At 62.7% G+C, this 13319-nt stretch carries 13 protein-coding genes; 10 read left to right on the top strand and 3 right to left on the bottom strand.

Annotated features, from left to right (window positions below; all coding sequences use genetic code 11):
• Positions 1-19 precede the first annotated feature (19 nt).
• Complete coding sequence (locus ACESTR_RS02855; protein ID WP_009599104.1) at positions 20-853, bottom strand: 1-acyl-sn-glycerol-3-phosphate acyltransferase; 834 nt, start codon at positions 851-853, stop codon at positions 20-22.
• 93 nt (positions 854-946) lie between these two features.
• On the opposite strand from ACESTR_RS02855, the gene rsmH reads away from it, so the two are divergent.
• The 8 genes from rsmH (at position 947) to ACESTR_RS02815 (ending at position 10784) form a co-directional block, all read left to right on the top strand.
• The gene (rsmH, locus tag ACESTR_RS02850) at positions 947-1858 is read left to right on the top strand and encodes a 16S rRNA (cytosine(1402)-N(4))-methyltransferase RsmH (RefSeq protein ID WP_039940886.1); all 912 of its coding nucleotides are present in this window, start codon (positions 947-949) and stop codon (positions 1856-1858) included.
• 52 nt (positions 1859-1910) lie between these two features.
• Positions 1911-2426 carry an FtsL-like putative cell division protein gene (locus ACESTR_RS02845; RefSeq protein WP_022044466.1) on the top strand — a complete coding sequence of 172 codons (516 nt, stop codon included), beginning with the start codon at positions 1911-1913 and terminating at the stop codon, positions 2424-2426.
• A 6-nt stretch (positions 2427-2432) separates the two neighbouring features.
• Complete coding sequence (locus ACESTR_RS02840) at positions 2433-4697, top strand: penicillin-binding protein (protein ID WP_278973065.1); 2265 nt, start codon at positions 2433-2435, stop codon at positions 4695-4697.
• Positions 4698-4850: 153 nt separating this feature from the next.
• Positions 4851-6308 (top strand): UDP-N-acetylmuramoyl-L-alanyl-D-glutamate--2,6-diaminopimelate ligase, encoded by a 1458-nt coding sequence (locus ACESTR_RS02835; protein WP_009599120.1) that lies wholly within the window; start codon positions 4851-4853, stop codon positions 6306-6308.
• 15 nt (positions 6309-6323) lie between these two features.
• Positions 6324-7568, top strand: a complete 1245-nt coding sequence (gene mraY / locus ACESTR_RS02830; protein ID WP_279063688.1) for a phospho-N-acetylmuramoyl-pentapeptide-transferase — start codon at positions 6324-6326, stop codon at positions 7566-7568.
• 2 nt (positions 7569-7570) lie between these two features.
• A complete protein-coding gene (gene murD, locus ACESTR_RS02825; protein WP_014775315.1) occupies positions 7571-8920 on the top strand; it encodes a UDP-N-acetylmuramoyl-L-alanine--D-glutamate ligase in 1350 nt (449 codons plus the stop codon).
• Positions 8921-8924: 4 nt separating this feature from the next.
• Positions 8925-10385 (top strand): FtsW/RodA/SpoVE family cell cycle protein, encoded by a 1461-nt coding sequence (locus ACESTR_RS02820; protein WP_009599084.1) that lies wholly within the window; start codon positions 8925-8927, stop codon positions 10383-10385.
• Positions 10386-10391: 6 nt separating this feature from the next.
• Positions 10392-10784 carry an RNA-binding S4 domain-containing protein gene (locus ACESTR_RS02815; protein ID WP_009599111.1) on the top strand — a complete coding sequence of 131 codons (393 nt, stop codon included), beginning with the start codon at positions 10392-10394 and terminating at the stop codon, positions 10782-10784.
• Between the two features lie 293 nt (positions 10785-11077).
• On the opposite strand, the gene pth is transcribed toward ACESTR_RS02815, so the two are convergent.
• Both pth and ACESTR_RS02805 read right to left on the bottom strand, forming a co-directional pair.
• Complete coding sequence (gene pth / locus ACESTR_RS02810; protein WP_195559072.1) at positions 11078-11641, bottom strand: aminoacyl-tRNA hydrolase; 564 nt, start codon at positions 11639-11641, stop codon at positions 11078-11080.
• Positions 11642-11652: 11 nt separating this feature from the next.
• The gene (locus ACESTR_RS02805; protein WP_009599152.1) at positions 11653-12222 is read right to left on the bottom strand and encodes a 50S ribosomal protein L25/general stress protein Ctc; all 570 of its coding nucleotides are present in this window, start codon (positions 12220-12222) and stop codon (positions 11653-11655) included.
• A 206-nt stretch (positions 12223-12428) separates the two neighbouring features.
• Here ACESTR_RS02805 and ACESTR_RS02800 point away from each other — a divergent pair, with 206 nt between their 5' ends.
• A complete protein-coding gene (locus tag ACESTR_RS02800; protein WP_014775317.1) occupies positions 12429-12989 on the top strand; it encodes an RNA polymerase sigma factor in 561 nt (186 codons plus the stop codon).
• The gene (locus tag ACESTR_RS02795) at positions 12986-13309 is read left to right on the top strand and encodes a hypothetical protein (protein ID WP_014775318.1); all 324 of its coding nucleotides are present in this window, start codon (positions 12986-12988) and stop codon (positions 13307-13309) included. Before ACESTR_RS02800 ends, ACESTR_RS02795 begins: the two co-directional genes overlap by 4 nt.
• Positions 13310-13319 lie beyond the last annotated feature (10 nt).

Here is a 13319-nt window from a genome sequence, read left to right as displayed (position 1 = left end):
TGGGGCAAAAATACCGATTTTAGCGTTTTTCCGGTTCCGGCGCGAGCATATTTTCCAAAAAATACGCCTTTTTGCGTACGAATTCGGCCTGCTCGCGGAGTCCGCCGTAACGCTGCAGCTCGGAGACGGGAATCGGGTCGCCCACGAAAATGCGGAAGTGCCGGCCCTTTTGGGAAAACATTTCGTCGGGCAGCCAAAGCATCTCGATATTGAGCTTCAGCCCCAGCATCACGCGCAGCCGGGCCACGCGGTAGAAGAAGTTCGACAGCCGTCCTTCGACGAACACCGGCACGATCTCGCGCTGCGAAGCGTAGGCCTTTTTCAGGAAGTTGGTTTTCCACGGCAGGTCGGTCACCTCGCCCCCGATGCAGCGCGAGCAGAGCCCCGCCGGGAAGGTCAGGATCGGCACTTCGCCGACGAACTCCTCGTCGAATTTGCGGGCGTAGGCGCTGTTCTGCGAACCGTGCTTGTTCACCGGAATCCATAGCGGACGCAGCGGTTCGAGGTGCATCAGCAGGTCGTTGACCACCACGCGGGCGTCGCCGAAGCGGTCTATCAGCTTGTCGGCGAGCATCATGCCGTCCATTCCCCCGAAAGGATGGTTCGCGGCGAACAGATAGCGGCCCTTGGGATCGAGCTTTTCGAGCCCCTCGACCGTATAGGTCACCTGCCACTCCCTGAAGCAGGCGCGGATAAACTCCTGCGGGGGCAGGTTCCAGTAGTGTTCGAGGATATAATTGATCTCCGACTCGTGAATCGTGCGGCGGAGCCAGCCGATGACGAAGCCGGGAATCCAGCGGGCCAGCCGCGGGGCTTTGTCGGCAAGTACCGCTCCGATATCTATTCTGGGCATAAAGACGTACAAAAAATTATATCCACAAATATAGGTATTCTTTTTCGAAAAATCCCTAACTTTACACCCAAATCGACCTTGTCAGCAACGAATATGTCTCAGTATCATACACCTGTCCTTCTGAAGGAGTCCGTCGACCTGCTCGCCGTAGACCCTGCGGGCACTTACGTGGACCTCACTTTCGGCGGGGGCGGCCATTCGCGCCGCATCCTCGAAAAGCTGGGTCCCGGCGGGAGACTCTACGCTTTCGATCAGGACCGCGACACGCGCGCGAACTGTCCCGACGACGGGCGGTTCCACTACGTCGAGAGCAACTTCCGCTTTCTGCGCGGGGCGCTGCGGCTGCGGGAGGTGGAGCAGGTGGACGGCATTTTGGCCGATCTGGGCGTCTCGTCGCACCATTTCGACGCCGTAGAGCGGGGTTTCTCGTTCCGGGGCGAAGCGCCGCTGGACATGCGCATGAACCAGCGGGGCGCGCTGACGGCGGCCCGCGTCGTGAACGGCTATCCGGCCGACGCGCTGACGCGCCTGCTGGGAGAGTGGGGCGAGCTGGAGACCCCGTGGAAAATCGCCAACTGCATCGTCCGGGCACGGGAAGCCGCACCGATCGAGACCACGGCGCAGCTGGTCGAGGCCGTGAAGCCCTGCACCCCGAAAAAAGACGAGTCGAAGTTCCTGACCAAGCTTTTTCAGGCGCTGCGCATCGAGGTCAACGGCGAAATGGAGGCGCTCAAAATGGCGCTGGAGCAGAGTCTCAAGGTACTGCGTCCCGGCGGGCGGCTGGTCGTCATCTCGTACCACTCGCTCGAAGACCGACTGGTCAAGAACTTCCTGCGCAGCGGGAATTTCTCAGGCTCGGTGGAGAAAGACTTTTTCGGACGCGCCCTCACGCCGTTCGAGATCATAACGCGCAAGGCCGTGGTCCCCACGGCCGAAGAGTTGGAACGCAACCCCCGGTCGCGCTCGGCCAAGCTGCGCGCGGCCGCAAAACGGGAGAACGAATAACGGAGGGCGGAGGCCGCCGCGAATCATTCAACGACAAAAGCAGCAGAGAAGGATGTTCAAGGACCACGAATTCGACCCGGTAACCCCCGAAGAAGAGGCCCGCCGCAAGCAGGAGGAGGAATTCGCCCGCCGCGTGCGGCGCGAAGTGCTGCGCATCGAGCGGGGTGAAGCCGACGAGGACATCCGCGCCGACATGGAACGCGAAGAGGAGGAGAAGGCCGAAGAGGAGGAGCGCCAGCGCCGGGAGCGCCGCCGCAAGGCCAGCACCTTCTGGCAGCTCTTCTCAGGTACGATCCTCGTCCACGAGGGAGTCTCGAAATACTATCCCTACATGCTCTCGATCGCGGGCATGTTCTTTTTGAGCATCGCCGTGATGTTCACCACCCTGCATCTGGACATGAAATACTCGCGCCTCGAACGCGAAGTGCAGATCCTGCGCGAACGCTCGATCCGCCTACAGGAACAGCGTTACCGCCGCACCACCCACTCGGCCATCGTCGAACGGCTGCGCGAACGCGGCATCGAGCTTACCGACCCGCCGGCGCCGGGCGAAATCATCGAAAACTGACGGACGATGAAAGAGGAACGTTCGAAGATCAAAAGCGACATTCTGCTGCGGGTACGACTGCTTTACGTGCTGTTCATACTCGCCGGGGCCGTCGTGCTCGGACGATTGGTCTGGGTGCAGCTCTTCAGTTCCGAAGTGGCCTACAACGCCGAACGGCTGGCCAGCCGCATCTTCACCGAGGAGACCATTCCGGCGCAGCGCGGCAGCATCCTCTCGCGCAGCGGCGCGCCGCTGGCGACTTCGATCTTCCGCTATCAGGCCGCCTTCGACTTCGCTTCGCCGGGTCTCGATTCGCTGAAAACCTTCCGCGAACAGAGCGACTCGCTGGCCAAACTCCTCGCGGCGTTCTTCCGGGACAAGTCCGCCGCCGAATACAGCCGCAAATTCCGCGAGGAGCACGCCCGCCACTACCGGCTCGTCAACGGACGCGACACGACCTACCTGCGCTCCGAAGGGTGGTTCTCGCGCCTGATGGACCGTCTGCGCGGCGAAGAGTTTGCCACGCGCCGCATCTACGACACCATCCGCGACCACACGCCCGTCAATATCTTCCCCCGCGAAGTGGACTACGCCGAATGGCAGACCCTGCGGCGTTATCCGCTGCTGAACTGGAACATGGGCATGGTCTACCGGCTCGTCGAACGCGACCAGCGGGTCTACCCGCAGGGCGAACTGGCGCGCCGCACGATCGGACTGACGGGCGACAAGGGAAATTACGGCATCGAGGAGGCCTACCGCGAAGAGCTTGCGGGCCGCGACGGCAAAGCCTTGCGGCAACGCATCGCCAGAGGCTTCTACGGCCGCGTCGCGGGCGGCGGCCACGAGGACCCCGAAGACGGCTACGACGTGGTGACCACGCTCGATCTGGACCTGCAGGACGTCGCCGACAAGGCGCTGCGGCGCCAGCTAGAAGCTCAGAACGCCATCTGGGGCACGACGATCGTCATGGAGGTCCATACGGGCGAAATCCTCGCCATGGCCAATCTGGGCCGGGCGGGGACCGAAGGGGCGTTTTACGAACGCGAGAATTACGCGCTGGGGCGCAGCATGGAGCCGGGTTCGACCTTCAAGCTGGCGACGATGCTCACGCTGCTCGACGACGCCGACATGTCTCCCCAGACCGCCTACGACACCCACAACGGCGACCCGGTGACCGTAGGCCCGGCCAAGAATATCCGCGACTCGCACCGCGGCGACCACGTCATCGACTTCCGCCGCGCCGTGGCTTCGTCGTCGAACGTCTACTTTGCCAAGGCGATCTGGGAGCGCTACGGCATCACGGGCAAGAAGCAGGAGTACAGCGACTTCCTCCACGAAAAACTACATCTCGGACAGACCGTCGGACTGGAACGGCTGGGCGAGCGCGCCCCGTCGATCACCACCGACTGGAAAGTTCCCGATCCGGGCGTCATGCTGGTCAAGATGAGCTACGGCTACCGCGTGCGGCTGGCTCCGATCCAGATGATCACCTTCTACAACGCCATCGCCAACGGCGGCAAAATGATCTCGCCCGTGCTGGTGCGCGAACTGCGGCGCGGCGACCGCGTCGAGGAGCGGTTCGAAAGCCGCACCCTCGCCTCGTCGATCTGCTCGCGCTCGACGCTGCGCGAGGTACAGCGGTGTCTCGAACTGGTCTGCACAGAGGGTACCGCCAGCCTCTATTTCAGGGACACCGCCCGGCTGCGCGTGGCCGCCAAGACCGGCACGGCGCAGATCACCGACGCCCGCAGCCGCGAAGGCCGCTACTACCTCGGCTCGATGATCGCCTACTTCCCGGCCGACAATCCCCGCTACACGGTGCTGACGACCATCGAAACCCGTGCGCAGGCCGGCAAGGCCTATTACGGAGGTCCGCTGGCGGGTCCGGTCGTCAAACGCATGGTCGATTACATCTACAACCGCAACCGCGACTGGTACGGCCGCGTCGAGCGGCACGGCCCGCGCCGCCACCCCGACCGGATCAAGGGCGGCGACATCGCCCAGATCCGCCGCGTGGCGGACAAGCTTTCGCCCCGCGCTTCGTTCGACCACCGCACGGGCTGGGGCCGCGTGCAGGTGGACAGCCTTTCGAACGTGGTCATCACGAGCCTTCCGGCCGAAACGGGCACGATGCCCGACGTGCGGGGCATGGGACTCAAGGACGCGCTGTTCGTACTCGAAAGCCGCGGCCTGAAAGTCCGCTTTTCGGGCCGGGGAGCCGTCGTCCGGCAAAGCGTCGCTCCCGGAGCGCGCATCACGCCGGGCGCGACGGTCGCCATAACGCTGAACTAAGATGAAAGAACTGACGATATTCACCCCGGCGCCGCGCCGCAGGGAGACTTTCCCGGCTTCCGGACGCGTTCGCGGAAGCGCCTGCGCTCCGAATTCCGCGGACCGCGGCGACAAAGACGCCCAAGGGGCGAATACGACAAAAGACAACGGTTTATGAAAACACTGAAAGAACTTCTCCGAAATACCCCCGTCACGGCGCTGCACGGCGACGATTCGGCCGCCGTCGCCGGGTTGGTTTACGACTCGCGTGCCGTCGGGCCGGGCGACTGCTTCTTCGCCGTGCGCGGCACGCAGAACGACGGGCACGACTTCATTCCCGCCGCCGTCGCAAAAGGCGCCGCCGCAGTCGTCTGCGAACGCCTGCCCGAACAGACCGCCGCAGACGTCGTCTACGTCGCGGTGCCCGACGCCGCAGGCGCGCTGGCCGACATGGCCGCGGCGTTCTACGACCACCCCAGCCGCGCGCTGAAACTCGTCGGCATCACCGGCACCAACGGCAAGACCACGACCGTGACGCTGCTGTACGACCTCGTACGGGCGTTGGGTCACAAGGCGGGACTGATTTCGACCGTGGTCTACAAGGTCGGCGAACGCACCGTCGGAGCGACGCACACCACGCCCGACCCCGTGCGGCTCAACGCCATGATGCGCGAAATGGCCGACGAGGGGTGCGAGTACTGCTTCATGGAGTGTTCGTCGCACGCCATCGTGCAGGAGCGCACGCGCGGGCTGCACTTCGCGGGCGGCATCTTCTCGAACATCACCCACGACCACCTCGACTACCACAAGACCTTCGCCGAATACATCCGCGCCAAGAAACTCTTCTTCGACTCACTCTCAAAAGAGGCCTTCGCGCTGACCAACGCCGACGACAAAAACGGCCGCGTGATGGTGCAGAACACCGCCGCGGCCATACACACCTACTCGCTGCGCTCGATGGCCGACTTCCGCTGCAAGATCGTCGAAATGCACCCGGACGGCATGCTGCTGCGCATCGACGGACAGGAGGTATGGGTCGGGCTGGTGGGCCGCTTCAACGCCTACAACCTGCTGGCCGTATACGGCGCGGCGGTTCTGCTGGGCTTCGACCGCGGCGAAACGCTGCGCGCGGCGAGCATGCTGCACCCGGTCAGCGGCCGCTTCGAACTGGTCCGGAGCGCAAACGGCGTCACGGCCGTCGTCGATTACGCCCACACGCCCGACGCGCTCGAAAACGTGATCCGCACCATCGAGGAGATCCGCACCCCGGCGCAGAAGCTGATCGTCGTCTGCGGCTGCGGCGGCGACCGCGACCGCACCAAGCGGCCCGAAATGGCGCAGATCGCCGTGCGGTACGCCGACACGGCCGTCTTCACGTCGGACAACCCGCGCCACGAGTCGCCCGAAGCGATTCTCGACCAGATGGCGGCGGGACTCGAACCCGGCGCGCGCTTCCTGCGCATCGCCGACCGCGCCGAAGCCATCCGCACGGCAGTGATGCTCTCGCAGCCGGGCGACATCCTGCTCGTGGCGGGCAAGGGCCACGAAACCTATCAGATCGTCGGCGACGTGAAACACCCCTTCGACGACCGGGAGGAGGTCCGCAAAGCCTTCGATTCATTCGGTAAATAAAACCCAACGAACAATATGCTCTATTACATCTTCAAGTATCTGGACGAAGCCTACAACCTGCCCGGTTCGGGCATGTTCCAGTACATTTCGTTCCGCGCCGCGGCGTCGATCATCCTCGCGCTGCTGATCGTCATCATTTTCGGCCGCAAGATCATCGACTTCCTGCGCCGCAAGCAGATCGGCGAAGAGGTCCGCGACCTCGGTCTGGAGGGACAGCTCCAGAAGCGCGGCACCCCCACCATGGGCGGCGTGATCATCCTGCTTGCGATTCTGGTTCCGATCCTTCTGCTCGGACGGCTCGACAACATCTACATCCAGCTGATGATCGTCTCGACCGTATGGCTGGGGCTGATCGGCGGACTGGACGACTACATCAAGGTTTTCCGCCACAACAAGGAGGGGCTCAAGGGCCGTTTCAAGATCGTGGGACAGGTCGGGCTGGGCATCATCGTCGGCACGACGATGTGCCTGTCGCAGGAGATCGTCGTCCGCGACAAAGTCGTACAGCCCGTACAGACCGTCTACATGAACGAGGACGGCTCCGTGCTCGAAACCGTACACCGCAACGTGGTCCTCAGCTCCGAAAGCCTCAAGACCACCCAGACGACCATTCCCTTCATCAAAGACAACGAATTCGATTACGGCTGGCTCACGGGCGGCAACACCACGATGACATGGCTGCTCTACGTGCTGGTCGCCATCTTCGTGGTGACGGCCGTCTCCAACGGCGCCAACCTCACCGACGGACTCGACGGTCTGGCCACGGGGGTCTCGGTACCGATCGTGGCGGTGCTGGGCGTACTGGCTTATCTCTCAGGACATATCGTATACGCCGACTACCTCAATATCATGTACATCCCTGACAGCGGCGAACTGGTCGTCTTCGCCGCGGCGCTGGTCGGCGCGCTGGTCGGCTTCCTTTGGTACAACTCCTTCCCGGCGCAGATCTTCATGGGCGACACCGGCTCGCTGTCGATCGGCGGCATCATCGCCGTCTTCGCCCTCTGCATCCGCAAGGAGCTGCTGCTGCCGCTGTTGTGCGGCGTCTTTCTGGTCGAAAGCTTCTCGGTGATGATGCAGGTCGGCTACTTCAAATACACCAAGCGCAAATACGGCGAAGGCCACCGCCTGCTGCTGATGGCTCCCGTACACCACCATTTCCAGAAGAAGGGACAGTTCGAGACCAAGATCGTCCTGCGTTTCTGGATCATCTCGCTGCTGCTGGCGGCCATCACCCTCGTAACGTTAAAGATCCGGTAATCATGAAAAAGATAGCAGTGCTGGGCGGCGGCATCAGCGGATACGGCTCCGCGATCCTCGCCAAGAAGAAAGGGTTCGACGTCTTCCTCTCCGATGCGGGGCGGATCGCCGACCGCTACAAGGCCAAGCTCGACGAGTGGCAGGTGCCCTACGAGGAGGGCGGCCATACCGAAGAGCGCATCCTCGACGCCGCGGAGGTCGTCAAGTCGCCCGGCATCCCCGAAACGGCGCCGCTGGTGCGAAAACTCCGCGCCGCAGGCATTCCCGTGATCTCCGAAATAGAGTTCGCGGGCCGCTACACGGGCCGGGCGAAGTGCATCTGCATCACCGGCTCGAACGGCAAAACTACCACCACGTCGCTCATATACAAGATCATGCGCGACGCCGGGATGCGGGTCGCTCTGGGCGGCAACATCGGCGAGAGCTTCGCCTACTCGGTCGCCACGGGCGATTACGACTGGTACGTGCTGGAGCTGAGCTCGTTCCAGCTCGACGGCATGTACAAGTTCCGGGCGCATATCGGCGTGCTGATGAACATCACGCCCGACCACCTCGACCGCTACGACCACTGTTTCCAGAACTACGCCGATTCGAAAATGCGCATCACGCAGAACCAGACTTCGCGCGACTATTTCGTCTATTCGGGCGACGACGAAGTGATCTGGCAGCAGCTTCCGAAATACGACCTGCGCATGAAGCAGCTCCCTTTCGCGGCGAAAAATGCTGTGGCCAGCGGCGCGGGGGACGCTTTCCTCTGCGACGGCAAATTCACGGCGGCCGTCGGAAAGGCCTCGGTCGAGATCGACACCGCGAAACTGCAGATCAAGGGCCTGCACAACGCCTACAACGCCATGGCGGCGGCGCTCGCAACCCTCGCGGCAGGAATCGCTCCGGCGGCGATCCGCCGTTCGCTCTACGGCTTCGCGCCCGTCGAGCACCGGCTCGAACCGGTCAAGGAGAGCGGCGGCGTGCTGTGGATCAACGACTCGAAGGCCACCAACGTCGATTCGGTCTACTATGCGCTCGAAAGCATGAAACGCCCCGTGGTGTGGATCGCCGGCGGTACGGACAAGGGCAACGATTACGGGCCGCTCAAGGATTTCGCCCGCGAGAAGGTGCACACGCTCGTCTGCATGGGCATAGACAACGCCAAACTGCTCCGGGAGTTCACGGGCGTCGTGCCCGAAGTGATCTCCACCGATTCGCTCGACGCCGCGATGACGGCGGCCAAAGCCGCCGCACGGCCCGGCGACGCGGTGCTGTTGTCCCCGGCCTGCGCAAGCTTCGACCTTTTCAAAAATTACGAGAACCGCGGCGAGCTGTTCAAGGCGTGGGTAAACGAAAAGGCATAAGGCGATGAAATTCGGCGAACGGAAACAGACACAGGGCGCGCAGCAGGCGCAGGAACCTTGGTCGGAAACGGCCGGGAACGCTCCGCGCACGGCCGGAGCGGCGGCCGCAGAGACTGCTCCGCACGGTAGCGAGGGGCGGGGCGGCCGGGGCAAGAGCCGATCCGGAGCCGAGTACGGGACCGCTGCGGACGAGGAAAACCCGCAGGCGGCGAACGCGTGCGGCGAAACGGCCGAAAAGCCCAAATTCAGGCTTTTCACGGGCGACCGCGTGTTGTGGATCATCATCGCGGTGCTGGCGGTGGTTTCGGTGCTGGTGGTCTACTCCTCGACGGCCAAAATGGCTTACGACGCCCACACGGCCCGCACCACGGCGCATTTCCTGCGCCAGCAGCTGATGATCCTGATCGTCAGTCTCGTCGTGATGGTCGCCGTGCAGAAGATCAACTGCCGCATCTACAACCTCTTTTCGCGCCCCGTCTACATCCTTTCGGTCCTGCTGACCGTCGCCGTCTACTTCATCGGCGCCACGACCAACGGCGCCGCCCGCTGGATTCCGCTGGGACCCTTCCAGTTCCAGCCCTCCGAAGCGCTGAAGGTCGCCACAGTGCTCTTCCTCGCCAGCCAGCTGGCGGGACGCCAGTCGAAGATCGACAAAATCCGCATCGTGCCGTCGCTCAGGTTCTGGACATGGCGTTCGTCGCGCGAACAGCGCCGCATCTGGCGCGAAGGGACATGGCCGATCCTGATGCCCGTGGTCGTCTCGTGCACCGTGATCTTCCCGGCCCACACCTCGTCGGCCGTGCTGGTGTTCCTCGCCTCGTGGGTGATGATGCTCATCGGGCGCGTCCGTTTCGGCGAACTGATGAAGCTCGTCGGGCTGGCCTGCGTGGGCATCGTCCTCATTATGACGCTCAACCTCGGCCGCAGCGAAACCGCCGAAGGGCGCGTCTCGACATGGATACACCTCTGGACCCGTTCGCAGACCGACAAGCCGATCGAACACCTCACCGACACCGAGCGTTCGATGATCGCCATCTACAACGGCGGCATCTTCGGTGAGGGAGCCGGACAGAGCGCCATGCGCGTGGAGATGATCCACCCCGAAAGCGACTACGCCTACGCCTTCTTCGTCGAGGAGTACGGCATCGTGCTGGCCATCGCGCTGCTGATGCTCTATCTGTGGATCTTCTTCCGCGGAATCGAAATCTTCCGGCGGTGCGGCACGGCCTTTCCGGGACTGCTGGTGCTGGGACTGGCGCTGCTGATAACCTGTCAGGCGCTGCTGCACATCATGGTGACGGTAAACCTGATCCCCGAAACGGGGCAGACGCTGCCCCTGATTTCGCGCGGCGGCTCCTCGACGCTCTTCACCACCATCGCTCTGGGCATGATCCTCAGCGTCAGCCGTCAGAACGACGAACAGTCGCACGACACGCCCCGCAGCGAATCCATTTATGAAAAGTAACGACCTATGGACGACATCAGACTGGACAAATACCTCTGGGCCGTGCGGGTGTTCAAGACCCGCAGCGACGCCGCGGACGCCGTCCGCAACAACAAGGTGACCGTGAACGGCGCCTACGCCAAACCTTCACGCGAAGTCAAGATCGGCGACGTGATCGCCGTACGCCGGATGCAGGTGACCTATTCCTACAAGGTCCTCGACCTCGTGTCGAGCCGCCAGCCGGCCAAGAACGTTTCCCTGTACTGCCTCAACGTCACGCCGCAGGAGGAGCTGGACAAACTCAACGTTCCGCGCGAGACCGTCTTCGTATTCCGCGACCGCGGCACGGGCCGCCCCACCAAGAAGGAGCGCCGCGAGCTGGACGGCCTGATGGACGAACTCTATTACGACGAGGAGTAGGCGCACACCCCGCTGCGGGGCCGCGACATGCCGGCAACGGCTATCCGCCGCCGCTCAAGACGCCGCCCGAAGGCGGCAGGCCGGCCATTCCGCCAACCGCCCGACGCTCCGCCTCCGAAATCACGCCGCATTCGCCGTGTCCACACCGCACGGCGCGATTTCCACGGCGAAACTGCCGAAAACGACAAGATTCCTGCGGAATACACAAAAACGAAAAACCGGGCCTTTCCGTGCAAGCACGAAAGCCCGGTTTCCCGTTTCATATGCCGGCAGGCATCTATTCTTGTTTTCGGCTACTTCTTGTTGAAGAAGTTCATCGTCCGCTCCACGCCGATCGTGGCGAACGACAGAATCGCGTCGCAGAAGACTTTGAGCCGTTCAGGCATCGCCTTCCGGTCCTCTTCGCTCCACTCGCCCAGCACGTAATCGACCTGATGCCCCTTCGGGAAGTCGCCGCCCACGCCGAAGCGCATCCGGGCGAAATTCTCCGTTCCCAAAAGTTCGGCAATATTCTTCAGGCCGTTATGCCCTCCGGCGCTCCCCTTCGGGCGCAGCCGCAGCGTACCGAACGGCAGTGCGATATCGTCCGAAACGACCAGCAGATTCTCCGGGGCGACCTTTTCGGCCTCCATCCAATAGCGGACGGCCTTGCCCGAAAGATTCATATAGGTCGAGGGTTTGAGCAGAATCAGCGTGCGGCCCTTGTGTTTCACTTGGGCCACATCGCCGTAACGCGCCGTGGTAAAAACAGCGTTGGACGCCTCTGCGAGGGCGTCCAACACATTGAATCCGATGTTGTGTCGGGTCCCGGCATATTCGGCGCCGATATTTCCCAGCCCAACAATAAGATATTTCATACGCTACCGGACTAATCCTGAGCCGCAGCGCCGCGCGAAGCACGGGTTACGCGAACGGCGCAGACAGCGGTGGTTGCGGGAGTAACGAATTTCAGGTTCTCGAACTTGAGGTCGCCCACGAAGATCGTCTTGCCGACGCCCAGCGTGGTCACGTCTACGACCAGTTCGTCGGGCAGGTTCTCGACCAGCGCGCTGACGACCAGCTTGCGGGCCGACAGAGCCAGCTTACCGCCGACCTTCACACCCTCGGCGTTACCCGTCAGGCGTACCGGAATCGCGATCGAAACGGGCTTGCCGTCGGCGATACGGTAGAAGTCGAGGTGCAAGATCTGCTCGCGGACGGGGTGGAACTGAGCCTCACGCAGCACGGCCTGCTCCTTCTTGCCGTCGAAATCGAACTCGACGATGTAGGAGTTGGGGGTGTAGATCAGGGGTTTGATCTCGCGGGGGTCCACCGAGAAGGCGACCGACTCGCCGTGGCCCGACAGTACGCAGGGAACCATGCCCTCGCGGCGTACGGCCTTGGCTGCTTTCTTGCCGTACTCTTCACGCTTTACGGCCTTTACAGAAATGGTTTTCATTGCAATTTGTTTTTAATGTGTTACCTTGGGCGGTTCTCAGCGAGACCTCGCGGGCCGCGCCCCAATTCCGCCTGTTTCGGAGCGCAAAGATAAGCCAAATTATCAAGAATCAAAAACCGGACGCGGAAAATTCGCCCTCGGAGCAGAAAAATTTCGGATTCGGATTTAACTTTCGCACCTTTGATGCGTCTTATTGACAAACCCTCATGGAGACGACCCGCGACATATCGGCAGAAGAGCTTGCGGCGCTGCGCGACCCCGGCGTCCGGCACGGGGCCTTCGACCGGCTGGTCGGGGCGTACCTCCGTCCACTTTACTGGCATGCGCGGCGGCTGGTGGTGGTCCACGAAGACGCCGAGGACGTGGTGCAGGAGACCTTCGTCCGGGCATACGACAGGATCGGCACCTTCCGGGGCGGGAGCGACGAGATGGGGGCATGGCTCTACCGCATCGCCACGAACACGGCCCTGACGCTGCTCCGGCGGCGCAAAACGGGACTGTTTGCCTCGCTCGACGAAGTGAGCCGGACACTGGCGGGCCGCGTGGCGGAAGAGTGCGGCGAGGACGCCGACCAAATGCAGGTGCGTTTCCAGCAGGCCGTGCTGGAACTGCCGCTCAAGCAGCGTCTGGTCTTCAACCTCCGCTATTACGACGGGATGTCCTACGGACAGATAGCCCGCGTGCTGGGACAGCGCGAACAGACGCTCAAGGTCAATTACCACTATGCAGTACAGAAACTGAAAGAAAAACTAACGCAGGAAATATGAACCGTGAATTTGAAAACAGCGGCCGGGAAATGCCTTACCGCATCCCGCCGCAGAGTCTCGAAGCGCTGCACGAGCGCATCCTCAGCCGGACCTCCCGCCGCCCGGCATCACCTCCCCGGACCGTCCGCAGATACTGCCTGACGGCCGCCGCCGCGGCTGCCGTGCTCGTCATGGGCCTGCTCGTTACCGAATACCGCACCCGCAGGGCCGACACACCGGCCCCGGACCTCGAACAGATGCTCGCCACGACCCCGGCCGAGACGCTGCGACAGGCCGCCGCGGAGAATTACGACGACATCCTTTACAACCAGCAACTCTAAAAACATTTCA

Origin of the sequence: Alistipes sp. DJF_B185 (assembly GCF_964250025.1) — a bacterium.
Classification (GTDB): domain Bacteria; phylum Bacteroidota; class Bacteroidia; order Bacteroidales; family Rikenellaceae; genus Alistipes; species Alistipes finegoldii.
This window is presented reverse-complemented; position numbering and strand designations above follow the sequence as displayed.

What these genes read in the sequence shown, in the direction of transcription:
- ACESTR_RS02845 (WP_022044466.1), top strand. Translation starts at nt 1,911, where the DNA reads ATGTTCAAGGACCACGAATTCGACCCGGTAACCCCCGAAGAAGAGGCC.
- ACESTR_RS02805 (WP_009599152.1), bottom strand. Translation starts at nt 12,222, where the DNA reads ATGAAAACCATTTCTGTAAAGGCCGTAAAGCGTGAAGAGTACGGCAAG.
- murD (WP_014775315.1), top strand. Translation starts at nt 7,571, where the DNA reads ATGAAAAAGATAGCAGTGCTGGGCGGCGGCATCAGCGGATACGGCTCC.
- rsmH (WP_039940886.1), top strand. Translation starts at nt 947, where the DNA reads ATGTCTCAGTATCATACACCTGTCCTTCTGAAGGAGTCCGTCGACCTG.
- ACESTR_RS02795 (WP_014775318.1), top strand. Translation starts at nt 12,986, where the DNA reads ATGAACCGTGAATTTGAAAACAGCGGCCGGGAAATGCCTTACCGCATC.
- ACESTR_RS02855 (WP_009599104.1), bottom strand. Translation starts at nt 853, where the DNA reads ATGCCCAGAATAGATATCGGAGCGGTACTTGCCGACAAAGCCCCGCGG.
- pth (WP_195559072.1), bottom strand. Translation starts at nt 11,641, where the DNA reads ATGAAATATCTTATTGTTGGGCTGGGAAATATCGGCGCCGAATATGCC.
- mraY (WP_279063688.1), top strand. Translation starts at nt 6,324, where the DNA reads ATGCTCTATTACATCTTCAAGTATCTGGACGAAGCCTACAACCTGCCC.
- ACESTR_RS02835 (WP_009599120.1), top strand. Translation starts at nt 4,851, where the DNA reads ATGAAAACACTGAAAGAACTTCTCCGAAATACCCCCGTCACGGCGCTG.
- ACESTR_RS02820 (WP_009599084.1), top strand. Translation starts at nt 8,925, where the DNA reads ATGAAATTCGGCGAACGGAAACAGACACAGGGCGCGCAGCAGGCGCAG.
- ACESTR_RS02815 (WP_009599111.1), top strand. Translation starts at nt 10,392, where the DNA reads ATGGACGACATCAGACTGGACAAATACCTCTGGGCCGTGCGGGTGTTC.
- ACESTR_RS02840 (WP_278973065.1), top strand. Translation starts at nt 2,433, where the DNA reads ATGAAAGAGGAACGTTCGAAGATCAAAAGCGACATTCTGCTGCGGGTA.
- ACESTR_RS02800 (WP_014775317.1), top strand. Translation starts at nt 12,429, where the DNA reads ATGGAGACGACCCGCGACATATCGGCAGAAGAGCTTGCGGCGCTGCGC.